Origin of the sequence: Microbispora sp. H13382 (assembly GCF_014161445.1) — a bacterium.
In the GTDB taxonomy this organism is placed as follows: Bacteria; Actinomycetota; Actinomycetes; order Streptosporangiales; family Streptosporangiaceae; genus Microbispora.
Genome location: NZ_JABBXA010000009.1, coordinates 189,426 through 212,395, shown reverse-complemented (window position 1 = coordinate 212,395; position 22,970 = coordinate 189,426). Strand labels below are relative to the sequence as shown.

General features: G+C 70.3%; 23 protein-coding genes and 1 tRNA gene. 16 read left to right on the top strand and 8 right to left on the bottom strand.

Annotated features, from left to right (window positions below; translation table 11 throughout):
• Positions 1-8: 8 nt before the first annotated feature.
• Genes HHX41_RS20160 through HHX41_RS20145 form a run of 4 tightly spaced genes read left to right on the top strand, consistent with a single transcriptional unit; the run spans position 9 to position 4,145 of the window.
• Positions 9-995, top strand: coding sequence for a hypothetical protein (locus HHX41_RS20160; RefSeq protein ID WP_182907209.1), 987 nt, complete (start codon positions 9-11; stop codon positions 993-995).
• The gene (locus HHX41_RS20155) at positions 992-3,280 is read left to right on the top strand and encodes a hypothetical protein (protein ID WP_182907208.1); all 2,289 of its coding nucleotides are present in this window, start codon (positions 992-994) and stop codon (positions 3,278-3,280) included. The genes HHX41_RS20160 and HHX41_RS20155 overlap by 4 nt, the downstream gene beginning before the upstream one ends.
• Positions 3,277-3,642 carry an erythromycin esterase family protein gene (locus HHX41_RS20150; protein WP_182907207.1) on the top strand — a complete coding sequence of 122 codons (366 nt, stop codon included), beginning with the start codon at positions 3,277-3,279 and terminating at the stop codon, positions 3,640-3,642. Before HHX41_RS20155 ends, HHX41_RS20150 begins: the two co-directional genes overlap by 4 nt.
• An 8-nt stretch (positions 3,643-3,650) precedes the next feature.
• Complete coding sequence (locus tag HHX41_RS20145; RefSeq protein ID WP_220504253.1) at positions 3,651-4,145, top strand: AAA family ATPase; 495 nt, start codon at positions 3,651-3,653, stop codon at positions 4,143-4,145.
• A gap of 5 nt (positions 4,146-4,150) precedes the next feature.
• Here HHX41_RS20145 and HHX41_RS20140 read toward each other — a convergent pair whose 3' ends face one another.
• Entirely contained in the window at positions 4,151-4,519 is a 369-nt protein-coding gene (locus HHX41_RS20140; RefSeq protein WP_182907206.1) for a VOC family protein, read from the bottom strand.
• A gap of 367 nt (positions 4,520-4,886) precedes the next feature.
• On the opposite strand from HHX41_RS20140, the gene HHX41_RS20135 reads away from it, so the two are divergent.
• Positions 4,887-5,282, top strand: coding sequence for an SCO4402 family protein (locus HHX41_RS20135; RefSeq protein WP_182907205.1), 396 nt, complete (start codon positions 4,887-4,889; stop codon positions 5,280-5,282).
• A gap of 224 nt (positions 5,283-5,506) precedes the next feature.
• Here HHX41_RS20135 and HHX41_RS20130 read toward each other — a convergent pair.
• Positions 5,507-5,591 (bottom strand) — tRNA-Tyr (locus HHX41_RS20130).
• Positions 5,592-5,748: 157 nt separating this feature from the next.
• Between HHX41_RS20130 and HHX41_RS20125 the strand changes: the two genes are divergently transcribed.
• The 9 genes from HHX41_RS20125 to HHX41_RS20085 all read left to right on the top strand — a co-directional run bounded on the left by HHX41_RS20125 (position 5,749) and on the right by HHX41_RS20085 (position 14,000).
• On the top strand, positions 5,749-6,228 hold the full coding sequence (locus HHX41_RS20125) for a GNAT family N-acetyltransferase (protein ID WP_310742081.1): 480 nt from the start codon (positions 5,749-5,751) through the stop codon (positions 6,226-6,228).
• 54 nt (positions 6,229-6,282) lie between these two features.
• Positions 6,283-6,774 carry a YajQ family cyclic di-GMP-binding protein gene (locus HHX41_RS20120; protein WP_182907204.1) on the top strand — a complete coding sequence of 164 codons (492 nt, stop codon included), beginning with the start codon at positions 6,283-6,285 and terminating at the stop codon, positions 6,772-6,774.
• Between the two features lie 153 nt (positions 6,775-6,927).
• A complete protein-coding gene (locus tag HHX41_RS20115) occupies positions 6,928-9,477 on the top strand; it encodes an MFS transporter (RefSeq protein ID WP_220504252.1) in 2,550 nt (849 codons plus the stop codon).
• Positions 9,474-10,295: a YceI family protein gene (locus HHX41_RS20110; RefSeq protein WP_182907203.1), complete on the top strand. Its 822-nt coding sequence runs from the start codon at positions 9,474-9,476 to the stop codon at positions 10,293-10,295. The genes HHX41_RS20115 and HHX41_RS20110 overlap by 4 nt, the downstream gene beginning before the upstream one ends.
• Positions 10,296-10,330: 35 nt before the next feature.
• A complete protein-coding gene (locus tag HHX41_RS20105) occupies positions 10,331-10,813 on the top strand; it encodes a MarR family winged helix-turn-helix transcriptional regulator (protein WP_182907202.1) in 483 nt (160 codons plus the stop codon).
• A 111-nt stretch (positions 10,814-10,924) separates the two neighbouring features.
• Positions 10,925-11,830, top strand: coding sequence for an ABC transporter substrate-binding protein (locus HHX41_RS20100; RefSeq protein ID WP_182907201.1), 906 nt, complete (start codon positions 10,925-10,927; stop codon positions 11,828-11,830).
• Positions 11,827-12,666 carry an amino acid ABC transporter permease gene (locus HHX41_RS20095; protein WP_182907200.1) on the top strand — a complete coding sequence of 280 codons (840 nt, stop codon included), beginning with the start codon at positions 11,827-11,829 and terminating at the stop codon, positions 12,664-12,666. Before HHX41_RS20100 ends, HHX41_RS20095 begins: the two co-directional genes overlap by 4 nt.
• Complete coding sequence (locus HHX41_RS20090; RefSeq protein WP_182907199.1) at positions 12,663-13,403, top strand: amino acid ABC transporter ATP-binding protein; 741 nt, start codon at positions 12,663-12,665, stop codon at positions 13,401-13,403. Before HHX41_RS20095 ends, HHX41_RS20090 begins: the two co-directional genes overlap by 4 nt.
• A 57-nt stretch (positions 13,404-13,460) precedes the next feature.
• Complete coding sequence (locus tag HHX41_RS20085) at positions 13,461-14,000, top strand: helix-turn-helix domain-containing protein (protein WP_182907198.1); 540 nt, start codon at positions 13,461-13,463, stop codon at positions 13,998-14,000.
• Between the two features lie 4 nt (positions 14,001-14,004).
• Here HHX41_RS20085 and HHX41_RS20080 read toward each other — a convergent pair whose 3' ends face one another.
• Genes HHX41_RS20080 through HHX41_RS20060 form a run of 5 tightly spaced genes read right to left on the bottom strand, consistent with a single transcriptional unit; the run spans position 14,005 to position 20,260 of the window.
• Positions 14,005-15,063 (bottom strand): peptidase C39 family protein, encoded by a 1,059-nt coding sequence (locus HHX41_RS20080; protein WP_182907197.1) that lies wholly within the window; start codon positions 15,061-15,063, stop codon positions 14,005-14,007.
• Positions 15,064-15,071: 8 nt separating this feature from the next.
• A complete protein-coding gene (locus tag HHX41_RS20075) occupies positions 15,072-16,805 on the bottom strand; it encodes an ABC transporter ATP-binding protein (RefSeq protein WP_182907196.1) in 1,734 nt (577 codons plus the stop codon).
• On the bottom strand, positions 16,802-17,632 hold the full coding sequence (locus HHX41_RS20070; protein ID WP_211591761.1) for an ABC transporter permease: 831 nt from the start codon (positions 17,630-17,632) through the stop codon (positions 16,802-16,804). Before HHX41_RS20070 ends, HHX41_RS20075 begins: the two co-directional genes overlap by 4 nt.
• Positions 17,633-17,637: 5 nt before the next feature.
• A complete protein-coding gene (locus HHX41_RS20065; protein WP_182907195.1) occupies positions 17,638-18,597 on the bottom strand; it encodes an ABC transporter permease in 960 nt (319 codons plus the stop codon).
• Between the two features lie 10 nt (positions 18,598-18,607).
• Positions 18,608-20,260 (bottom strand): ABC transporter substrate-binding protein, encoded by a 1,653-nt coding sequence (locus HHX41_RS20060; RefSeq protein ID WP_182907194.1) that lies wholly within the window; start codon positions 20,258-20,260, stop codon positions 18,608-18,610.
• 206 nt (positions 20,261-20,466) lie between these two features.
• On the opposite strand from HHX41_RS20060, the gene HHX41_RS20055 reads away from it, so the two are divergent.
• Positions 20,467-21,498, top strand: coding sequence for a hypothetical protein (locus HHX41_RS20055; RefSeq protein WP_182907193.1), 1,032 nt, complete (start codon positions 20,467-20,469; stop codon positions 21,496-21,498).
• A 19-nt stretch (positions 21,499-21,517) separates the two neighbouring features.
• Complete coding sequence (locus tag HHX41_RS20050; protein WP_169981270.1) at positions 21,518-22,093, top strand: pyridoxamine 5'-phosphate oxidase family protein; 576 nt, start codon at positions 21,518-21,520, stop codon at positions 22,091-22,093.
• A gap of 15 nt (positions 22,094-22,108) precedes the next feature.
• Here HHX41_RS20050 and HHX41_RS20045 read toward each other — a convergent pair whose 3' ends face one another.
• Positions 22,109-22,957: a M48 family metalloprotease gene (locus HHX41_RS20045; RefSeq protein WP_182907192.1), complete on the bottom strand. Its 849-nt coding sequence runs from the start codon at positions 22,955-22,957 to the stop codon at positions 22,109-22,111.
• Positions 22,958-22,970: the final 13 nt, after the last annotated feature.

Here is a 22,970-nt window from a genome sequence, read left to right as displayed (position 1 = left end):
GACCAGGCATGCAGTCCGATCCGGCGCCGGGACCACCGGCACACGACATCGCCATGTGGGGCGCCCCCGGCAGCGGCAAGACCACGCTTCTGGCCGCCCTGAACATCGCGCTGATGCGACGGAAGGACGACTGGAAGATCATCGGCTCCGACGCCGCCTCGTCCGACTACCTCATCGAGAGAACGAACGCGCTGTCGAGCGGAAGAGTCTTCCCCGAGGCGAGCCAGAGCCTGGAGCACTACCGCTGGACGCTGGTCGGGCCGACCGAGCGGCACAAGCGCCGGTGGTGGCGCAGGCTCCGGCCCGCCCCGCCGCTGAAGATCGGCATCAGCATGGTCGACGCGCCCGGGGGTCTGTTCAGCGCGGCCCCCCTCCGTACGGGGAACGGCTCGGGGGGCGTCGACGACCCGCGACGACGCCTGATGGACAACCTGGTGAAGAGCCGGGGCCTGGTCTTCCTTTTCGACCCCATCCGGGAGTTCGAGCTCGGTGACGCCTTCAATCACCTGCACCCGCCGCTCACCCGCCTGGCCGAGAAGATGCTGGAGACCGGCGAACTCCGGGACGGGAAGCTTCCCCATCACGTCGCCGTCTGCATCACCAAGTTCGACGACCCCCGCGTGCTCGAGACCGCGGAGAAACTGAACCTGCTCGACCCCGCGCCGGACGACGAGTACGGATTTCCCCGCGTGAGCAGCGAGGACGCCCGGGACCTGTTCCGGGCACTGTGCGAGGTGTCCGCGAGCGGCAACGCGGACATGGTCGTCAACGCCCTGGACCAGTTCTTCGACCGCACCCGCGTCGAGTTCTTCGTCACCTCGTCGATCGGCTTCTTCGTACGGCCGCAGACCAAGACGTTCGACTGGCACGACTACCAGAACCTGCTGCCCGAGGCGGGCAAGGACCTGCGCATCCGGGGACAGGTCCATCCCATCAACGTCGTCGAGCCCATGCTGTGGCTCGGGCAGCGCCTCGCCTCCGGCGGCTCCCGGTGATCGGATTCGAGTGGGCGCTGGAGGGCAAGCGACCCGGCAGCTATGACGAATACGGTCTACTGAACTGGAGCGACGGACGACTCGATCACGAGGTGTTCGAGAAGCTCAGGGACCGTTACACCGCGGGCACCGCCGTCGACCTGCCGCAGGTGACGATCGGGACCGCGAAGATCAGCGAGAACGGGGAAATATCCCACTATGTGGTCCTGGCGATCCGGGAATGGTCCGGTCACCACGACTTCGCCAACCGCAGGATCGCCTACACCCGCTGGTTCTACGTGCCGTACGAGCAGCTCGTCGATCGGCCCGTGTCGTACACGGCGCTCTACACGGCCTTCGCCGCGTTGCCGCTGGAGCCGCGGCCTCCGCTGACCGTCGACGTGCCCCCGTACGACCCGGAGGCGGTCTCTCCCGGGCCGGACGCGCTCTCGGCGGCGGCGCTGCTGCTGAACGGCCGGCCGGTGTGCGTGGTGGGCGCCGACGCCGTCCCCATGATCGACCGGCTGCGGTTCGTGGACACCGTCGCGGCGCTGCTGCCGTACGGGACGCGGACCAGGTTCACCGCCGCCACCTGGACCAGCAGCACGAGCGAGCACACCATCAAGCTGTCGTTCGCGCGGTACGCCCCCGAGGGAGGGCAGACGGTGGTCTGGGGACACGCGGCCGAGAGCCTCCGCGACCAGACGGCCTCGAAACTCTGCTACCAGTTCTACACACGGTCCGACGTCCCCATGGCGACGATGGTGGCACGGCTCGCCCGCGACACCGAGCCGCTGTCGATCGAGAAGGACCGGCCCAAGGTACTCCAACTGGTCGAACTGTCCGGCAGCGCGGTGCCCGAGATCGAACCCGTGCCGGATCACTCCCCGCCTGGCGCCCTTCCCGCCCTGTCCGCGGGTCCCGCGGACACGACGGTGGCGTACCGCAGCGGCGCGGGGAACCCCTTCATCGAGGCGCTGGCCGACGCGCTGATGTACGCCAAGGACGTCCGCGGCGCGGTCGAGGAACTGGCTCGCACGGGCACGAATCCCACGGCGCGGCAGCACCTCCAGCGGGCCCTGCTCCAGCGCAACTGCTTCCGCAGCGTGATCGACTCCCGTAGTGACGCGAGCGTCCTCTACGCACGGCTCGTGGACGCGGCCTTTCCTCCCGAGGACATGGGGAGGCAGTCCACCCAGGACGTCGCCGACGCTCTCGTCTGCTCACCCAGCACACCCGAGATCGTCCGGCGGATGCTCACCTCTCTCGTGGGCGAGCCACCGGCCGAGCGCCGGTGGACCTGGCGGACTCTGAACCGGCGAGCGCGTCTGGCCGTGACCCTAGGGGGAACGGCCGTGCTCGTCGTGGTGTCCGTCGTGGCCGTCTTCCTGACTCTGGGCGACGCCGGCGAATCCACCCCGGAGACGTTCTCCCCTCCGCCGGTGGCGGTGGTCGTGCAGGCGCCCGCGGACCAGCGGTACGCCGCCGAGGCCTTCGCCGAGATGCTCCGCCGCGACGGCTACGCCCCGGCCGTCGAGACCCTCGATCCCGCGACCTTCACGCCGCGCGCCGACGTGCCGGCCGTGACGATCGCCTACGACCTCGACGTCCTCCGGGCGATCAGCGGCGGCCGGTACTCCGGCGGGGACGTGCGGGGGGAACTGCAGGCGTTGGGCCTCAGCGAACTGGCGGACCTGCGGGTGACCGACCCCGACGTCCTGCTCGTCAGGGACGACATCAAGCAGCCCGAAAGGCTCCTCGACCATCCCGCGAAGGGCGACGAGGTTCTGATTCGCGACACCCTCGGCGCGGAGCAGCTGAATGCGCTGCGTGATCGGGGCGTCCAGTTGCGCCCCGAGTCTGCCCAGAAGATCGCGGACCTGCTGGCCCAGAGGTCCGCCGACGCCGCGATCGTTCCCGAGAGCGTGAGCGCTTACGAGGGCTACCAGCGCCTTGCTGCAGAGGAGCTGCCGCTGCCACGGCGCAGGCTGGTCGTGCTCGTCAACAACGCGGCGGGCGACGGGATGCGGCAGGACCTGCTTCAGGTCACCCAGAGAGCGGACCTCGCGCACGCCCCCCAGGGCGACCTCAGGGCGGCCGCGAAGACCCTCATCGACACGATCGCTCCGGTGGTGGAACCGGCGACCCTCGAAGAGCCGGCGGAAGGCAGCCGGTCCTTCCCGTACGCCCTCTTCTTCGTGGTGGTCGCCATCGCCTTCGTGGCGGTGGTGCTGTGGATGTGGCGCCCCGCCCGGCTCGGCGGCCACCCCCTCAGCTCGAAGCCGTCCAGGAGAGGCAGCAGATGACCGACCGCGATGGGCCCGCCGGCTTTGGAGCAGGCCGGTTCCGAGCCCGCCGGCCGCGATTCGGAAAGGTGAACCCGGCCAGGCCTCCGGCCACCTTCCGCGTTCCACTCGTCCGCAAACCCATGATCGTGGAGAGCTACCTGGCCACAGCCTCCCCGGGCGAGTATGTGGTCGACCTGCGGAGCGGGCCACGGCCCGGAGCTGTGGCGAGGTGGCTCGGTGAGCCCCTCCGCATGCGTAGCTACGGCGGCGCGGTGGCGAGGCGCTTCACCTACAAACTCAGCTACATGCCCACCGTGCTCGCCGAGCACTTCGACAGCATCGCCTTCGTGCCCGAGACCACCGCCTCCACGGCTCTGTAAATCCCGACATGAAGACGGCCAAGATATTGATCACCGGAATGTCGGGGACCGGTAAATCGACCGCTCTGCAGATCTTGGGCTCGCGAGGGCACCGGGTCGTGGACACGGACTACGGCCATTGGAGCCACTGGGTCACCCTCCCGGACGGGTCGCCGGACTGGGTGTGGCGCGAGGAGGCGATGACTGATCTGCTCGTCGGCCACACGGACGGCGCCTTGTTCGTGGCCGGCTGTAAGAGTAACCAGGGCGGGTTCTATCCGCTGTTCGACCACGTCGTGTTGCTGAGCGCACCCGCGGAGGTGCTGTTGGCCCGGGTCGGGGAGCGGACCAACAATCCGTACGGCAAACGGCCGGAGGAACGAGACGCGATCATGGAGAACCTGCGCGTCGTCGAGCCGCTGCTGCGGGCTACCGCGACCATGGAGATCGACGCCAGCGCTCCGATAGAGCATGTCGTCCGGCAGCTCGAGGAGCTGGCCACGGCGCGGGGGCCACTCGCGTGATCGAATCACGGCATGGGCGAGCCGACGCGATGCAGAGTTCCGTCAGGGTCGACGTAGGCGAACTCCCGGAGTCCGTACGGAGTGTCGTGAGGCTCGCCAAGGCGGCCGGCGACGTCCGCCGCGACCCATTCGGCGTACACGGCATCGGCGTCTGAGACATAGATATACACGGCAGCAGCAGTGCGGGCAGGATCGTGCTCATTCCACTCAGTCAGATGGAGCGAGACCGACCCCCGAGCGACGAAGCCATATCTAGGGTCCTCTTCGGATTTCCGCACCGAAAACCCCAGGTGACGGTAACGCTCGAGTGCAGCAGCCAGATCAAGGACGGGGATTACGGGCGCCACCGTCTCGAAGAGAACCCTGCTGTCCATGGCCATCCCTACGGCTGTCGCTATGAGAAGTCGATGCGAGGCTATGCGGTGGCCCTGACAGTTTCACGGATGCCGAGGTAATTCCTGGCGCCGCCGGCCGAGGCGGGAGCCGGCGGAGCATCCCGCCCACCACACCCAGGCAAGTCCATTGCGCAGCGGAGCGTTCAGTCGTTGTCTCCCTGATCGGAGAAGAGGTGCCGGTGGTCGTAGCCGACGTTGGCGAAAGCCGCTCTTAGCCATTGGCGCTTCGCGGGACCTGCGGTCTTCCAGGTCCACTCCAATGCGTGCGAGATCCGCTCAGGGAGGTGTCTTGGCATATTTCTCCAGGCTTTCCCTACCAAGTACCGGCTCTCAGTAGCGTGGCGTCGTGCACGAACACGCCTCCGCGGCACGGCGGGTCCAGTGGCCAGAGCGACGTGGAGACGTCCTGAACGCGTTACAAGCCCTCGCCGACCGCGAATATCAAGAGCAACACTGGCGGTCAGGACACGGGTGGCCAGACCTCACTGCCGCCGTTCACTGGCTGATCGACGACACGTTCATCGACCAAGCCGGCGCACGATCACTGATCCCTCAGCTCTTCCGGGACGAGCAAGAAGCCGACCACGTGCAGCTCGTGGTTAATGCCCTCCTTCGCGTTCTCGATGACCTCGGACCCACCGCCCCAGACCATGCCTACCTCGACCACCCCGCATGGATCACCGTCCTGCACGCGGCCGACGCCGCCCTCCAGGGTCTGTCGCCAGCGAAGGAGAACCCATAACGGCATCCCCGAACGCACCACAAGCGACGACGAGGTGCCGCCCTACCAAACACGTGGGAGCGTCAGGGGGCGAGGCGTGCGCGTCCACGCAGGAGCACCCCCGATCGCGTGCCCCGACATTGCCCTCAGCCGGAGCCAATCACGGGAATCGGGGGTACTCAGGGATCAAGAAACGAAGAAGCCCCCGACCGGCATCTCTGCTGATCAGGGGCTACTTTTCCTGCTGGTGGCAGGTCCAGGGTTCGAACCTGGGTAGGCTGAGCCGACGGTTTTACAGACCGCTCCCTTTGGCCACTCGGGCAACCTGCCTTGTCTTCCGCTCGCTGCGGCGACAGGTAGAAGAATAGCGGACTTCCCGGGTGCACGTGACATGGGTTCCGGCACGGCCTCCTCACGTGATCACAGCGAGCAGACGGCTCCAGAAAACCGGGAGCGGGCGCGGCAGGCAGGCGGCCATAGTGGGACGGTGATCAGAGAGGCTGAGCCGGCGGATCTCGCGGCCCTGGCGGAGATCGAGGCAGCGGCGGACGGGATGTTCGTGCCGCTCGGCATCGTCTTCCCGCCGGGCACCACGGTCATCGAGGGGTGCGACGACCCCGGGCGTGTCATCGTGGCGGGCCGGCCGCCGGTGGGGTTCGCCCTGGTCGGGATGGTCGACGGGCTGACCCACCTCGAACAGATCGCCGTACATCCCGACCACGGCAACCGGGGGATCGGGACCCGGCTCCTCGACGCCGTCTGCGCGGCGGCCACGCGGGCCGGTACCGCCGCGGTGACGCTGACGACGTTCCGCGACGTGCCATGGAACGCCCCCTGGTACGCCCGGCGCGGCTTCCATGTCGTACGACCTCACGAGTGGGGGCCCGAACTCACCGGGCTCGTCGAGCACGAACGGTCCCTCGGCATAGAGGTGGCGCCCCGCGTCGTCATGCGGAAGGACCTCTGATCACATCCGCGCCCACTAATCTCGAAGGGCAACGGAGAGAGGACACGGACACCGATGGCCGACAGCAGTTTCGACGTGGTGAGCAAGATCGACCGGCAGGAGGTCGACAACGCCCTGAACCAGACGGTCAAGGAGGTCGGGCACCGCTTCGACTTCAAGGGCACCGGCGCGAGCATCTCCTGGTCGGGGCAGAAGGACATCGAGATCAAGGCGAACAGCGAGGAGCGGGCCAACGCGGTCCTCGACGTCTTCAAGGACAAGGTCGTCAGGCGCAACCTGTCCCTCAAGATCCTGGACGCGGGCGAGCCGAAGCTGTCCGGCAAGGAGTACCGCCTGGTGGTGTCCCTCAAGGAGGGCATCGACCAGGAGAACGCCAAGAAGATCTCCAAGCTCATCCGGGACGAGGGCCCGAAGGGCGTGAAGGCGCAGATCCAGGGCGAGGAGCTCCGGGTCAGCTCCAAGAAGAAGGACGATCTCCAGGAGGTGATCTCCCTGCTCAAGGGCAAGGACCTCGACATCGCCCTTCAGTTCGTCAACTACCGGTGATACGCATCACAGCCTGACACGTCGATCAAGGCCCTGGCCTGCCGGTTCAGGGCCTTTGTCAGCTCCGCCCCATGACCATTTGATTGCCCGAAGCAACGATCAGTTTATGATTGCTTAGGGAAACTAAGTTTGATCGTACGGGGAAGGACTGCGATGGCGAACGCGATGACCAAGGAGACGCCGCCAGGAACGGCGGCCCCGGGAATGACGCACCGGGAGATCCTGGAGGCGCTCTCGGGGCTGCTGCTCGGAATGTTCGTCGCGATCCTGTCGTCGACCGTCGTGGCGAACGCGCTTCCCACCATCATGGTGGAGCTGAAGGCGGACGAGACGACCTACACCTGGGTGATCACCGCGACCCTGCTCGCGGCGACGGTCTCGACGCCGATCTGGGGCAAGCTGGCCGACCTGACGAGCAAGAAGGCGCTCATCCAGATCGGCCTGACCGTGTACGTGATCGGGTCCGTCATCGCCGGCCTGTCGCAGAACCCCACGATGCTGATCTCGGCGCGGGTGGTGCAGGGCCTGGGGGTCGGCGGCCTCACCGCGCTCTCCCAGGTCATCATGGCGGCGATGATCCCGCCGCGGGAGCGGGGGCGCTACTCGGGCTACCTGGGGGCGGTGTTCGCGGTCGCCACGATCGGCGGCCCGCTGATCGGCGGCCTCATCGTGGACACCGACTGGCTCGGCTGGCGCTGGTGCTTCTACGTCGGCGTGCCGTTCGCGATCATCTCGCTCATCGTGCTGCAGAAGACCCTGCACCTGCCCGTGGTCAAGCGCGAGGTGCGCATCGACTGGGGCGGCGCGGTCCTCATCGCCGCCTCGGTCTCGCTGCTGCTGATCTGGGTGTCCTTCGCGGGCAACAAGTACGACTGGCTGTCGTGGCAGACCGGCGCGATGGTCGGCGGGGCCGTCGTGCTCGCGGCGCTGTTCCTCCTGGTCGAGACGAAGGCCAGTGAGCCCATCGTCCCGCTGCGCCTGTTCCGGATGCGGACGGTCAGCCTCTCCGTGGTCGCCAGCGTGCTGGTCGGCGTGGCCATGTTCGGCGCGACGACCTTCCTCAGCCAGTACTTCCAACTCGCCCGTGGCGAGACGCCCACAGTGGCCGGCCTCATGACGCTGCCGATGATCCTCGGCCTGGCGCTCTCCTCGACCGTCTCCGGGCAGATCATCACCCGCAGCGGCCGCTGGAAGGTCTTCCTGGTCTCCGGCACGTTCTTCCTCACCGCCGGCTTCGCGCTCATGGGCACGCTGCGGTACGACACCGACTACTGGATCGTGGCCGTCTTCATGTTCCTCGTCGGCGTGGGCGTGGGCATGAGCCAGCAGAACCTCGTGCTGGCCGTGCAGAACGAGGTGCGGGCGGAGGACCTCGGCGCGGGCAGCTCCGTCGTCGCGTTCTTCCGTTCCCTCGGTGGCGCGATCGGCGTGTCGGCGCTGGGCGCCGTGATGGTCCACCGCGTCAAGAACTACCTGGAGGAGGGCCTGTCGGCGCTGGGCGTCAGCGGGACCGGCGGCGACAGCGGCGCGATCCCCGACCTCGCCGCGATGCCCGCCCCGATCCGCGCCGTCGTCGAGAGCGCGTACGGCCACGGCGTCGGCGACCTGTTCCTCTACGCCGCGCCGGCCGCCTTCCTGGCGCTGATCGCCGTGCTGTTCATCAAGGAGATCCCGCTGCGGACCAGCGCGATCACCGTCCGCGCCGACGCGCGGGAACCCGACGAGACCCTCACTCCCGAGATCTCCCACCAGCGCAACGGCGCCGCGCCCGGACGTCACGCGCAGCGCGACAGGCAGCGGCCGATCACGGCCGGCGCCGAGGTCGCCTCGCCGAACGGCCACGCCCTCACGCGACCCCTGAACGCGCAGCCCTTGAACGCGCAGGTTCTCACCGCCACGCAGGCCCAGCCGTACGCCGCCGTCGCCATGGACACGCACGGCCCGGGCGGCGTGGAGATCCGCGGGTTCGTCAAGGGCCAGGACGGCGTGCCCGTGGGCCGCGCCACGCTCACGCTGATCGACGTGCGCGGCCACCAGCTCGGCCGTACGGTCACCCGGGACGACGGGGGCTACGCGCTCCAGACGCCGGGCGGCGGGACGTACGTGCTGATCGCGTCGGCGGGCGACCGGGAGCCGCAGGTCGCGACGCTGGTCGTGGGCGACCAGCCGGTGGACTTCGACATGGTGCTCGCGGCCTCGGGCCGGCTCGTCGGCACCGTGCGCGGGACGGACGGTGCGCCGGTCGCCGAGGCGGTGGTCGTCGTGACCGACGTACGCGGCGAGGTCGTGGCCACGAGCGCGACCGACGCCGAGGGCGGCTTCTCCTTCTCCGGCGTCGTGGCCGGCACCTACACGCTCACGGTCAGCGGCGCGGCGTACCGTCCGGCCGCCGTCCCCGTCGAGGTGCTGGGCACCGGCCAGACCCGGCACGACGTCGTGCTGCTGCCCGGCGCGCGGGTGCGCGGCACGGTCCGCGTCAAGGACGGCGTGCCGCTGGCCGAGGCCAGGGTCACGCTGCTCGACGCCGCGGGCAACGTGGTGGGCGTGGCGACCACCGCCGAGGACGGCGAGTACGCCTTCACCGACCTCACCGGCGGGCAGTACACCATCGTCGCCAGCGGCTACCCGCCCGTGGCGAGCACGCTGAACCTGGGCGGCCAGGGCGACGAGCCGTACGACGTGTGGCTGGGACACGAGCGATGAGCGTCCCGGAGACGGTCCCCGGGGGGCTGCACGCCATGGTCCGCAGCAAGGACGGCTGGGCCGTCCAGCACGCGGTCGTCACGGTGACGGACACGACCGGCCGCCAGGTGGCGCGGGCGGAGGCGGACGCCGACGGGCAGGTCGCCACCGCCCCGCTGCGGCCGGGCGTGTACACGGTGGTCGCGACCGCGATCGGGTACGCGCCGGCCGCGTCCACCGCGATCGCGACCGCCTCGGGCGCCGCCGAGGCCGGCACGCTGGTGCTGGCCCGGCAGGGCGGCACCGAGCTCCCGCCGCCCGGCGTGTGGACGATCGACGTGGAACACTCGAAGATCTCGGCCACGGCCCGGCATCTCGGTCTCAGCAGCGTGCAGGGGCGGTTCACCGAGTTCTCCGGCCGGATCGACATGGGCGCCACCCCGGAGGAGTCGTCGGTGGTCGCCGAGATCGTCGCGGCGTCCATCGACACCGGCAGCCGGATGCGCGATGATCACCTGCGGTCCGCGGACTTCCTCGATGTCCCGGTGCACCCGGTGATCACCTACCGGAGCACCGGGCTGTCGCCGGCGGGCCCGGACCGGTGGACGGTACACGGCGTGCTGACGCTGAGCGGCGTCAGCCGCCCGGTCGATCTCGACATGACGTACCTGGGCGCCGGCCCGGACCTGTGGGGCGGGCTGCCGGCGGCCTTCCACGCGGTCACCGAGTTGCGCCGCGAGGACTTCGCGATGACCTACAACCAGGTCGTCCAGGCCGGGATCTCGCTCATCGGCGCGACACTGAAAGTAGAGCTGGACATCCAGGCGGTGCGCGGCTGAACGCCCTGCCCACCGCAGGCAGAAGGAGGCAGGCCATGACGCAGGCGGAGATCGCTCACCGACCGCCGACGGCCGGCGAGCGCGAGGCGTACTGCGCGGTCGAGCGGCAGCTCGCCATCCTGCTCCGGCGCGCCAAGGCGTTCTCCGCCGGCATGGGACGCAAGGTGCATCCCGAGCTCGACCCCGGCGCGTACGGCCTGCTGGTCCGCATCGACCAGAGCTCGCCGATGCGGTCCAGCGACCTGGCCGCCTACCTTCGGGTCGGCCGGGCGACGATCAGCCGCCAGCTCAAGGTGCTGGAGGAACTGGGGCTGATCAGCCGGAGCCCCGACCCGGAGGACGGCCGGGCCCATCTGCTGGCTCTCACCCCCGAGGGCCGCAGACGGCTCGACGACGCGCGGGCCGCCCGCGAGGGCCAGCTGCGCACACTGCTGGCCGCCTGGCCGGAGGAGGACGTCCGGCTGCTCGCGCGGATGCTCGAACGGTTCAACATGCTCACGGAAGGCCTGAACCCCTGACACCAGGTTTCACAGACGTTACTGGCTCCGGCCCATGCAGTGGCCAATCCGTCATAAGGGACGCTTAAACTGCGCCTCAGACTGTTTTCGCACCACAACAAGGAGGCCGGTGTGGCTCCCTGGTCCACCTATCGGAAAGCGGCGAGCATCGGCGCGGCGGTGCTGGCGACGGCGCTCGCCGTGTCCGCCTGCGGGAGCGACTCCGCCGATTCGGGCACGGCGACGGCCTCGGCCGCCCCGGGCGGCGTCGCCCTCGTGAACGCCGGAAAGATCACGACCTGTACGAACATCCCGTACGAGCCGTTCCAGTTCAACCAGGGCGACAAGGTCGTCGGGTTCGACGTGGACATCGTCGACCTGGTCGCGAAGAAGCTGGGCGTGACCCAGGACATCGTGGACATCGACTTCGCGGCGATCAAGAGCGGCGCCGCCCTGAACGCCCGCAAGTGCGACGTGGCCGCCGCCGGTATGACGATCACGCCGGAGCGGCAGCAGAACCTGCTCTTCTCCGAGCCGTACTTCGACGCCACCCAGGCGCTGATGGCCAAGAAGGGCAGCGGGATCACCTCGCTGGACGACGTCAAGGCCAAGAATCTCAAGCTCGGCGCGCAGGCGTCCACGACCGGCCTCGACTACGTCAAGAAGCAGGGCTTCGAGCCGATCGAGTTCGCCGACTCGCCCAAGGAGCTGCTCGGCCTGCAGACCGGCCAGGCGGACGTGATCGTGCAGGACCTCCCGGTCGTGCTGACCTGGCTGAAGAAGGGCGACGTCGGCGACAAGTTCGAGCACGTCGCGAGCCTCGACACCGGTGAGCAGTACGGCATCGGCATGAAGAAGGACAACGAGGCGCTCAAGAAGGTCGTCGACGAGGTCCTCGCCGCCGCGAAGTCCGACGGCACCTACAACGAGATCTACAAGAAGTGGTTCGGCACCGAGCCCGGCGCCACGTCCGGTGACGGTTCGGGCGCCGAGAGCCCGGCCGAGACCGAAACCGAGTCGCCCGCCGCCGGATCATGAGTGCTGTGAGCGAACAGCAGGACACCTCCCCCGCTGAGCCCCGCAAGGGGCTCAGCCCGCGGAAGAAGCAGCGCATCAGCCGGGGCGTCCAGTACGCCGTGCTGGTGGTGGTCCTCGTCGTCCTGGCCGCCCTGGCCGACTGGGCGGCGATCCGCCAGTCGTTCTTCAACCTGGACGTCGCACGCCAGGGCCTGCCCGACCTGTTCACGGTGGCGCTTCGCAACACCGTCATCTACACGGTGTCGGGCTTCGTCCTCGGCTTCGTCCTGGGTCTGGTGCTGGCCCTGATGCGGCTGTCCTCGGTCGCGCCGTACCGGTGGGTGTCGGCGATCTACATCGAGATCTTCCGCGGCCTGCCGATGCTGCTCATCTTCCTGCTGATCGGCAGCCTGCCGCTGGCGTTCCCCGGCTTCGAACTGCCCGGCGGAGTGTACGGCAGCGCCGCGCTGGGGCTCGGCGTCGTCTCGGCGGCGTACATGGCCGAGAACTTCCGGGCGGGCATCCAGGCGGTGCCGAAGGGGCAGATGGAGGCGGCGCGTTCGCTCGGCATGCCGCACATGCGGGCGATGGTGTCGATCATCATCCCGCAGGCGATCAGGATCGTGCTGCCGCCGCTCACCAACCAGCTCGTCTCACTGCTGAAGGACTCGTCGCTGGTGCTGATCCTCGGCGTCACCGCCGCCCAGGTCGAGCTGGCCAAGTTCGGCAACGACCAGTCCTCCACGTTCGCCAACCCCACGCCGATCCTCGTCTGCGGCTTGACCTATCTGCTGATCACGATCCCCCTCGGGTACGTCGCGAGGCGGCTCGAAGCGCGTCAGGGAGCGGGCCGATGAGCACTGTCGAGATCAGGAACCTGCACAAGTCGTTCGGCAGGCTCGAAGTCCTCAAGGGCATCGACTTCACGGTCGAGAGCGGCCAGGTCGTCTGCGTCATCGGGCCGTCCGGCTCGGGCAAGTCCACCCTGCTGCGGTGCGTGAACCTGCTGGAGCAGCCGACCTCCGGCACGGTGGTCGTCGGCGGCGTCGACCTGACCGACCCCGACGTGGACATCGACGCCGCGCGGCGGCGCATCGGCATGGTGTTCCAGCAGTTCAACCTGTTCCCCCACCTGACCGTGCGGCGCAACGTCACGATCGCCCAGGAGCGGGTGCTCAAGCGGCGCAAGGACGAGTGCGATCGCGTCGCCCGGGAGAACCTGGAGAAGGTCGGCCTCATCGAGAAGATCGACGCCTACCCGCCCCAGCTGTCCGGCGGCCAGCAGCAGCGGGTGGCGATCGCCCGCGCGCTCGCCATGAACCCCTCGCTGATGCTGTTCGACGAGCCGACCTCGGCGCTCGACCCCGAGCTGGTCGGTGACGTGCTGTCGGTCATGCGGCAGCTCGCGGAGGACGGCATGACGATGCTGGTCGTCACCCACGAGATGGGATTCGCCCGCGAGGTCGCCGACCGCGTGGTGTTCATGGACGGCGGCGTCATCGTCGAAGACGGGCCGCCCGAGCAGGTCATCGCCGACCCCAGGCACGAGCGGACCCGCGGGTTCCTGAGCCGCGTGCTGCACCCCGGCGTCTGATGCCCAACGTGCCCCCTTCGTGGAACAATGGCGTACTTCGAGGGGGGTGATGGGCGGGTGGGCGCGCTCTCGGAGCAGGTGCGGGCGGCGATCGCGAGCAACGTGCGGCACGCGCGGCACACGCGGGGTCTCAGCATCCGCGATCTGGCGGACCGCTCCGGCTTCAGCAAGGCGCTGCTGTCGCAGATCGAGCGCGGCCTGGCCAACCCCACGGTCGAGGTGCTGGCGGGGCTGGCCGAGGCGCTCGACCTGTCCTTCGCCGACCTCACCCGGACGCCGCTGTACGAGCCGCAGGTGATGCGCCGCGCCGGCGACGGCGCGGCGCGCACCCTGCTGAGCTCCCTGGACCGGCGCCGCTTCGAGCTGTACGAGACGCCGCTGCCGCCGGAGCACGCCCACGAGAGCGCCCCCCACGGGCGGGGGTCGGAGGAGTTCGCCTACGTGCTGTCCGGCGCGGTGACCCTGGAGGTCGCGACGTACGAGGTGCGTCTCGGGGCGGGGGACGTCGTGCGGTTCTCCGCCGAGACCGAGCACGGCTACCGGACCGGCGCGGAGCCGGCCCGGCTGCTGACACTCGTCTCGATGCCCTCCGACTGAACGGTCAGTTGAGCGCGATCATGCTCCGGTAACTCGGTCGGCCGTACCACGCGAGCCGGTCGAGCGTCGCGGCGGGCAGCGGCAGGTCGAGCGCGTCAAGATAGGTCTCCCCCAGGTGGGTGTCCGTCCACGGGTCGTTGACGTGGAAGACGTCCCCGTCCACCCCGTGGACGGCGATCCAGTGCGGGCAGCTCTCGTCGTGCATGCCGAACTGCTCGATCAGCACGAGCGCCACCCCGCCGCCCTCGACGACCGCGCGGAGCCGGTCGAGGTCGAAGGCGACGGTCTCCACGCCGACGCCCCTGCGGGACAGCTCGGCCCGGAAGCCCGTCTGGATGAAGCGCCGCAGCTCGCGCTCCTCGTCCGTACGGCACAGCTCCAGCAGGGTCGGCGCCTCGGTGGACAGCAGCACCTCGGGACTGGCGCCCCGGCCCGCGGCGGCGAGCGCAAGGCCCAGCGGGTCGCAGCCGGCCACGGTGGTCGCCTCGCGCCACAGCCGAAGTTCCTCCTCACGGGAGGGCTCGCCCCCCAGCCCCAGCCCGGCCAGGGCCATCTGCAGCGCCACGGGCCCGCAGGTGAAGTCGGTCGTCTGGCGCATGTACGGCAGCGCCCGCGCGGGCGGCCGCCCGCGCCAGCGCACCTGCCCGTGGCCGATCTCCGGGCCGCCCACGACCGGGCCCGCCCAGGTGGGCACCGGCACCTCCCGGTAGCCGCGGCCGAGAGAGCGCTCCCACGCCGCGTCGCGCGCCGCGAACCACCGCTTGACCGCCACCGCGCCCTCCCGCCAGGCGCGCTCCTCGATGGTGCGCACGAGCACGTCGGCGACCGCGTCGTCGGGCGCCCACACGTCCACGATCTTCCGGTACGCGGTGAGTGGCCTGTGCACCTCGAAGGCGGCCCCGGCCAGCCTCCCCTCCGTACGGGCCGTGACAAGCGTGCGCACCTGCACGCCGCCCGCGAGCCGCCAGCGGCGCAGCAGGTCGCCGGGCACGGCGTCGAGTCCGTCGGCGACGCAGGCCACGTCCTGCGTGACGGGCAGCACGTCGACGCGTAGTTCGGTCATCAGGATCTTCACTCCGCTCGTGTCGCCGCCGGCACGGACGCCAGCAGCCGTTGGGTGTACTCGTGCGCCGGGGCGCCCAGCACGCCGCCGACCGGTCCGGTCTCGACGACCCGGCCGCGACGCATCACGTACACGCGGTCGGCGACCTGCCGGGCGACGGCCAGGTCATGGGTGATGAACAGCAGGGTCAGCCCCAGCTCGCGGCGCAGGTCCGACAGCAGGTTGAGCACCTGCGCCTGCACCGAGACGTCGAGCGCGGAGACGGGCTCGTCGCAGACCAGCAGTTCGGCGCCCGGGGCGAGGGCCCGCGCGATCGCCACGCGCTGGCGCTCGCCGCCCGACAGCGCTGCGGGCCTGCGCCGGGCGTACGCCGCGGGCAGGCCGACGAGGTCGAGCAGGCCGGGCACGTCCGACCGCGCCTCCGACCGTGGGCGGCCTGCGGCCTTGAGCGCCTCGGCCAGCGAGGCGCCGACGGTGAGACCGGGGTTCAGCGCGGAGTACGGGTCCTGGAACACGTACTGCACCCGCCTCGGCCCGGTGGCCCCGCCGCCGAACTCGACGCTCCCGCCGTCGGGCCGTTCCAGGCCGACCACGCACCGAGCGAGCGTGGTCTTGCCGGAGCCCGACTCGCCGACCACCGCGACCGCCTCCCCCGCCGCGATCCGCAGGTCGACGGCGTCGAGCGCCTGCGCGGACGCCCCGGGGAACCTCTTGGTCAGTCCGCGTACGGTCAGCAGGGCGGGCGCCGGGCCCGCCTCCGGGGCGACGGCCGCGGCAGGGGGGACAGCGAGAGGGGGAACGGCTACCGGTCGCACGTCCGAGGGGCGCACGCACGCCGCCCGGTGTCCGCGCGCGACCTCGGCGAGGGCGGGCTCGGCCGTACGGCACGCCTCGACCGCGAGTTCGCACCGGTCCGCGAAGGCACAGGCGCCCCCTACCTCGTAGGGCCGGGGCACCGCACCGGGGATCGTCGGAAGCGCCGGCAGGCGGTGGGTGACGGGCGGGTCGCAGGCGGCCAGCCGGGCCGTGTAGGGGTGGGCGGGATGGTCCATCACCTGGGCCGCCGGGCCCTCCTCGACGAGCCGCCCGGCGTACATCACCATGATCCGGTCGGCCCTGGCCCGTGCGAGCCGCAGGTCATGTGTGATCAGGATCAGGCCCATGTGACGCGCCCGCTGCAGCCCGGCGACGAGTTCGAGGACCTCGTGCTGGGTCGTCACGTCCAGCGCCGTGGTCGGCTCGTCCGCGATCAGCAGATCGGGCCCGGCGGCCAGCGCCGCGGCGATCGCCACTCGCTGGCGCATGCCGCCGGAGAGCTGGAAGGGATACCGCCCCGCGACCTCGGCGGGCAGCCCCACCTCGTCCAGCAGCCGGGCGATCCCCGCGGCGCGGCCGGCGCGCGGCAGCGCCCAGCCGATCTGCTCGCCGCAGCGGTGCACCGGCGACAGCGAGGTGAACGGGTCCTGGAGCAGCAGCGCGATCCGCGAACCGCGGATGTGCTGCCAGGGCGTGCGTGCGGCGGCCAGGTCGTACGCCTGCCCGGACAGCTCCAGCCGCCCGGTGGCGCGCACGCCCTCGGGCAGCAGGCCGGTCAGCGCCCTCGCGGTCATCGACTTGCCCGATCCGGACTCGCCGACGACGGCCACGGTCTCCCCCGGCGCGACCGTCAGGCCGGCGCCCGAGACGAGGACGCCGGCCGCCGAGGTCACCCGTACGTCCCGGGCGTGGAGCAAGGGCGTCATCGGGCTGTCACCTTCCGGTCGAGCGTCTCCGACAGCCAGTCGCCGAGCAGGTTCACCACGGTGGCCGTGAGGATGATCAGCACGCCGGGCACGACGGCCGCCAGCGGGTTGTCGCCCAGCAGCGCGCGCCCGTCGGCGAGCTGGCGCCCCCAGTCCGGCGCCCCGGGCGGCACACCGAGCCCGAGGTATGACAGCGAGGACAGCGCGACCAGCGCGAACGCCACGTTGAGCAGGAGGTTGGCGACCACGATCGGGACGATGTTGGGGGCGATGTGCCGGAACATGATCCGCATCGGCCGGATGCCCAGGAGCCGGGCCGACTCGATGTAGGGCCGGGGCGTCTGCTCCATCACCGCCCCCCGCACGAGCCGCACGTCGGACGGCGAGAACAGCACGATCAGCACGGCGACCGTGATCCAGTAACCGCGCCCCACCAGCCCGGCGACCACGATGGCCAGCAGTACGGACGGCAGCGCCAGCAGCAGGTCGGCGTAACGGCCGACCAGCATGTCCACGATCCCGCCCCGGTAGCCCGCGAAGGTCCCGAGCAGGAACCCGATCACCATCGACCCCAGGGCGACCACGATCGGACCGGCCAGCGCGGAGCGGGCGCCCGCGAGCGAGAGCTGCAGGATGTCGCGGCCGAGCTGGTCGGTGCCGAACAGGTGGCCCTCGATGCCCGCGCCGACCACGCCCAGGTAGACGTCCTGGTCGAGGGCGTGCGGCGCGACCAGTTCCCGGCCCACCGCGCAGACTCCTACGGCCGCGAGCACGACGGCGGACAGGATCGCGACGACCGGCGGCCGCGTATTCGTCCTCCGCTTCATCGATTTCATCGGCGCACCGCCCTGGTCCGTACGCGCGGGTCGATCGCGAGGTACGACAGGTCCACGGCGAGCGCGGTCACCGACACGACCAGCGCGACGACGAGCGTCAGCGCCTGCACCACCGGGATGTCCTTGAACAGCACCGACTCCTCCACCAGCGACCCGAGCCCGGGCAGCGCGAAGGTGACCTCGATCAGCACGGTCCCGCCGAACAGGTAGGCGACCATCAGGCCGAGGCTGGTCACTATGGGGATCGCCGCGTTGCGCAGCACGAGGCGCAGCACCCGCCGCTCGGACAGGCCGCGGCCCCGGGCGAACGTCACGTAGTCCTGGTCCAGCTCCCGGATGACCGCCGCCCGGGTCAGCTTCACGACGAAGGCGCCGAGCCCGAAGGCGAGCGCCACCGCCGGCAGGACGAGATGCCACAGCGCGTCGAGGAACCCCTCGCCGGTGCCGTAGACGGGAAACCAGCCCAGTCCCAGCGCGAAGACGTACAACAGGATCAGTCCTACCGCGAAGCCGGGCGCGCCGACCCCGGCGACCGAGGCCGCCACGATCGCCCGGTCGAGCGGCCGGCCGCGCCGTACGGCGGTGGCGATCCCGGCCGGGACGCCGGCCAGGACCGACAGCAGGAACGCCAGCCCGGCCGTGGCCGCCGTGACGCCGGTCCGGTCGAGCAGCAGCGGCCCGACCTGCCCTCCGGTGCGGATGGACGTGCCGAAGTCGCCGGTGACCGCGTGGGACAGCCACCACCAGTACTGCGCGAGGAACGGCTCGTCCAGGTGATACAGCTCGCGGATCCGGGCCAGGGCCTCCGGCGTCACGTTGCGGGTGCCCAGCAGGTTGCGGGCGACGTCGCCGGGGGCGAGGTAGAGCAACGCGAAGACGAGCAGCGACAGGGCGAACAGCAGCGCGAGCGTGGCGGCGGCCCGGCGCAGCGCGAAGGCGAGGACGGCGCGGCTCACTGTGCCACCCTCATCGGGCCGCGTAGACCTGACCGGGCCAGTCGGCCAGCAGGGTGTAGGAGGTGTAGTCCCTGACCCCGATCGCGCTGCCGAAGGCGGTCGCCGCCTGGCCCCACCACAGGGGCAGGTACGCGAGGTCGGCGGCCTGCGCCGTCTGGGCCTCGATCAGCAGGCCGGCCCTCTTCGCCGGGTCGGCCTCGGCGGTGGCCTTGGCCATCGTCGCGGTGATGTTCTCGTTCGCGTACTTGGCGGGGTTGCCCTCGCCCAGGAACCAGCTCGCCAGCTCGCCCGGATCGCCGGTGGTGTTGAAGTACCACATGTAGCTCAGCGGCGGGAACTCGTTCAGCTCGGCCAGCCACTGCTCGATCGGCAGCTCCTTCACGTCGAGCGTGATGCCGATCTTCTGCAGGTCGGCGGCGAACGCCTGCGCGGCCGTCCCCAGGTGCGGGCCGGTGTTCGGGTAGGACAGGCTCGCGCTGAACCCGTTCGGCACCTTCGACTGCGCCAGCTCCTGCTTCGCCTTCTCCAGGTCGTACGCGTACTGGGGGACGGCGGCGAGCTTCCGCGTCGCCTCCTGCGGCGTCCACAGGCCGCCGAACTGCTCGGGCGTGGACAGCGCGGTGGCGACCTGGCCCCGGCCGCGCAGGATCTTGTCGACGATCGCCTGGCGGTTCACCGCGTGGGCGACCGCCCTGCGGACGTGCACGTCGTCGAACGGCGCGGCCTTCGTGTTGAAGGTCAGCCCGGCGTAGGAGCGGTCGGGCGCGTACACCACCCGGGTGCCGGAGGCGCCCTCCCACTGGCGCGACTGGGCCAGCGGCACGTTGAGCGCCATGTCGGCCTTCCCGGCCTGCCACGCCAGCAGGCGGGTGTTCTCGTCGGGCACGAACTCGAACCGGATCTTCGCGATCTTCGGCCGGGCGCCGTGCCAGGTGTCCACGCGGGTGAACTCGACGTAGGAGTCGGGGACGAATCCTGTGACCTTGTACGGCCCGGTGCCGACGGGGAGCGACTGCGGAGTGCCGAATCCGCCCTTCGCGCTCTCCCATGCGGCCTTGGGGGCGATCCACAGGGCGTTGACGTTCGACGGAAGCCAGGCGAACGCCACGTCGGCGGTCGTGGCGGTCAGGGTGATCTCGGCGTCCCCGGTCTTCTCGGCCTTCTTCAGATTCGCCCAGTAGGAGGCCGTGGCGGGTGAGACCTTCTCGTCCCTGGCCATCTCGATCGAGTGCAGCACGTCGTCGGCGGTGACCGGGGTGCCGTCGTGGAACCGGGCGTCCGGGCGCAGCCGGTAGACGAATGTGGTCGGCGACGTGCGCTCGACGCTCGACGCAAGGGCGGGGACGATCTTCCCCGTGGTGTCGACGCCGACGAGCCCCTCCATGCAAATCCCGGCGACGTAGTAGTTGAGGATGCCGGACTCCTGCCCGGGGTAGAGGTTCGACAGCGATCCGGGCAGCGACACCCGGAGCACGCCGATCTCCTTGCCGGTGTCCGTGCCGCCGGCGGCGCTTCCGCCCGGCGCCTTCGAACCGGCCGGTGACGACGGCGCCGCGCCGCAGGCCTCCAGCAGCGCCGCGGCCGACAGCACGGTGATCCCGGTGACCGCCGTCCTCAGGAATCCCCGGCGGGTGTGGACGCCGCGCTCGTCCCTGTCTGCCATGCCACACCTTCCCCGTGACCTGGCTTGTCTACCAAGCCACCCCAAATGGATAGGAGCAGTAAACACCATGGAAGGCGGGATCTTCCATCCCTTTCCCCACCAAATGTGTAGAGATCTTGCCGTGGCTGATTCGTGACAGAACCTTCCGTCCTCGCACCGCGTCTATCCAGGCGACATCCGATCCCGGCGGGACGAAAGGAACTCCGATGAGAAAGCCCGCGATCCTCGCCCTCTCGGCGGCGGCCACCATGGCGTTGACGACCACCCTGGCCGGCGCCGCGCAGGCGGAGGCACGTACGGGAGCCGCATCCGCCACGGCATCCTCCGCGTCCCCCGTCCGGTACGTCTGGCTGAAGTCCTGCCACAAGAAGGACGACTACTTCCCCTGCGGCCCGTGGCACCTGCTGCTCCGCAACGGCCGTGACAGCGTGGTCAAGGACGTCCAGGTGAATTCGCGCACAGCCAAGGGGAAGATCGACAAGCAGTCGAGCACGCCCTTCACGGTGAGCGGCGACGGGCGGCACGTGTCGTACTTCCGGGAGAAGGACGGCCTGCTCGTCGTCCGCGACGTGACCACGAACAAGGTCCGCGTGCTCCCCCGCTCGGTGTCGAAGCCGCCGAAGGGCATCGGCACGGGCGACCTCGGCATGACCCTGTCGCGGGACGGCGGCCTGCTCACGATCGACTACTACGACGCGGACGACAAAGCACCGTCCCTCCTCGTGAACGTGCGTACGGGGAAGGCGCGCAAGATCCCGGCCGGTGCCGCCATCCTGGGTTTCAGTCCCGACGGGAAGCACCTGCTCGTCTCCCGGGGGACCGCCGAGAACACCAGCCGGTTCAGCGTGTACGACCAGGACGGGCGGCAGACGAACACCCAGGTCGTGCCGCAGGTGGTGGCCAACAACAGCCCGACGGCGCTCGCCGACGACGGCTCCTCCGTGGCGGTGCTGATCACCACCACCTCCGGCAGGCAGCGGCTGCGGGTGTACGACCTCGCGAACGACACCGTGGGCGAGGCCGTCGACGTCCGCGTGCCCAAGAACGAGTCGGCCAGGCGCCTGGAGTGGACCCCTGACGGCGGCCTCAAGCTCTGGGAGACCCTGGACTCGGCGAAGACCGGCGAGACGACCGGAGTCGTGGTCCACGGCCTCGACGCCGGCACCGGCGCCACCACCAAGCTGGACTCCTTCCGGGTGAAGTCCAGCCTGTGGACGTGGTGGCTGCCCGGGGAGTGATGCGGGTTATCGTCCCGGTATGGGCAAGATTTACGAGAAGCTCACCGACCGGCTGCGCGAGTTCGTCACCACGCAGCCGGTCTTCTTCGTCGCGACCGCTCCCGAGCGGGGCGGCCACGTCAACGTGTCCCCGAAGGGGTACTCCGACACCTTCGCCGTCATCGACGACACGACGGTGGCCTACCTCGACCTCGACGGCAGCGGCGTGGAGACCATCGCCCACATCCGTGAGAACGGCCGCGTCACGCTGATGTTCTGCGCCTTCAGCGGGCCACCGAAGATCGTCCGTCTCTTCGGCACCGGCCGCGTGGTGACCCCCGGGGACGCCGGCTTCGCGGACCTGCTCACGCTCTTCGGGCCGCATCCGGGGGTGCGCTCGGTCATCGTCGTGAGCTGCGACCGCATCGCCGACTCGTGCGGCTACTCGGTGCCCTTCATGGCGTACGAGCAGGACCGCACGCTGCTCGACGAGTGGGCGGGACGCAAGGACGTCCAGCAGCGGCGGGACTACCGCGCCAAGCACAACCGGGAGAGCATCGACGGGCTGCCCGCCCTCGGCGCCGCGGAGACCGACCCGGTCGCCCAGCACTCCTGAACGGGTCCCTGCGCGTCACCGCCGGTAGCCGGCCATCCGCTCCAGACGGGCGATCCGCGCGGCGACCGGCGGGTGCGTCGCGAACAACCTGCTGATCCGGGTGCCCCGGAACGGGTTGACGATCATCATGTGGCCGGCCGAGGCGAGCCTGCCGTTCTCCGGGAGCGGCAGCCTGCGGACCTCCATCTCGATCTTGCGCAGCGCGGAGGCGAGGGCCAGCGGGTCGCCCGTCAGCCGTACGCCCGCGTCGTCGGCCGCGAACTCCCGCGAGCGCGCGATCGACACCTGGATCACCGTGGCCGCGACCGGCCCGAGGATCACCACCAGCACGGCGCCGAGGACCCCCGGGCCCTCGTCGTCGTCGGAGCCGAAGAGCACGCCCGCGTACCCGAAGTACGTGATCATCGTGGCGAGCGCGCCCGTGACCGAGGAGATCAAAATGTCCCGGTTGTGGATGTGCGACAGCTCATGGCCGAGCACACCCTTGAGTTCGCGTTCGTCCAGCAGCCCGAGGAGGCCGTGCGTGACGCACACCACCCCGTCACGCGGGTTGCGGCCGGTCGCGAACGCGTTGGGCTGCATGGTCGGGGACACGTACAGACGGGGCATCGGCCCGCGGGCCTCGGTGCACAGCTCCCGGACGACGCGGTAGAGGACCGGCTGCTCCACCTCGGCCACGGGCCGGGCCCGCATGGCCGACAGCGCGATCCTGTCGGCGCAGAAGTAGGCGACGCCGCTGACCACGAGCGCGGCCACGACGGCGATCCGGGCACCCGTGCCACCCCCCAGCCAGGCCCCGGCCACCAGGAGCGACGCGGACAGCGCCCCCAGCAGGGCCGCGGTGCGCAGGCGGTTGTGGTGCACGCCTCCTCCTCAC

Excerpts from the sequence above, each read along its gene's own strand:
- HHX41_RS20050 (WP_169981270.1), top strand. The coding sequence starts at position 21,518 with ATGGGCAAGATTTACGAGAAGCTCACCGACCGGCTGCGCGAGTTCGTC.
- HHX41_RS20080 (WP_182907197.1), bottom strand. The coding sequence starts at position 15,063 with ATGACCGAACTACGCGTCGACGTGCTGCCCGTCACGCAGGACGTGGCC.
- HHX41_RS20140 (WP_182907206.1), bottom strand. The coding sequence starts at position 4,519 with ATGGACAGCAGGGTTCTCTTCGAGACGGTGGCGCCCGTAATCCCCGTC.
- HHX41_RS20115 (WP_220504252.1), top strand. The coding sequence starts at position 6,928 with ATGGCGAACGCGATGACCAAGGAGACGCCGCCAGGAACGGCGGCCCCG.
- HHX41_RS20160 (WP_182907209.1), top strand. The coding sequence starts at position 9 with ATGCAGTCCGATCCGGCGCCGGGACCACCGGCACACGACATCGCCATG.
- HHX41_RS20055 (WP_182907193.1), top strand. The coding sequence starts at position 20,467 with ATGAGAAAGCCCGCGATCCTCGCCCTCTCGGCGGCGGCCACCATGGCG.
- HHX41_RS20150 (WP_182907207.1), top strand. The coding sequence starts at position 3,277 with ATGACCGACCGCGATGGGCCCGCCGGCTTTGGAGCAGGCCGGTTCCGA.
- HHX41_RS20060 (WP_182907194.1), bottom strand. The coding sequence starts at position 20,260 with ATGGCAGACAGGGACGAGCGCGGCGTCCACACCCGCCGGGGATTCCTG.
- HHX41_RS20110 (WP_182907203.1), top strand. The coding sequence starts at position 9,474 with ATGAGCGTCCCGGAGACGGTCCCCGGGGGGCTGCACGCCATGGTCCGC.
- HHX41_RS20075 (WP_182907196.1), bottom strand. The coding sequence starts at position 16,805 with ATGACGCCCTTGCTCCACGCCCGGGACGTACGGGTGACCTCGGCGGCC.
- HHX41_RS20145 (WP_220504253.1), top strand. The coding sequence starts at position 3,651 with ATGAAGACGGCCAAGATATTGATCACCGGAATGTCGGGGACCGGTAAA.
- HHX41_RS20105 (WP_182907202.1), top strand. The coding sequence starts at position 10,331 with ATGACGCAGGCGGAGATCGCTCACCGACCGCCGACGGCCGGCGAGCGC.
- HHX41_RS20120 (WP_182907204.1), top strand. The coding sequence starts at position 6,283 with ATGGCCGACAGCAGTTTCGACGTGGTGAGCAAGATCGACCGGCAGGAG.
- HHX41_RS20070 (WP_211591761.1), bottom strand. The coding sequence starts at position 17,632 with ATGAAGCGGAGGACGAATACGCGGCCGCCGGTCGTCGCGATCCTGTCC.
- HHX41_RS20090 (WP_182907199.1), top strand. The coding sequence starts at position 12,663 with ATGAGCACTGTCGAGATCAGGAACCTGCACAAGTCGTTCGGCAGGCTC.
- HHX41_RS20095 (WP_182907200.1), top strand. The coding sequence starts at position 11,827 with ATGAGTGCTGTGAGCGAACAGCAGGACACCTCCCCCGCTGAGCCCCGC.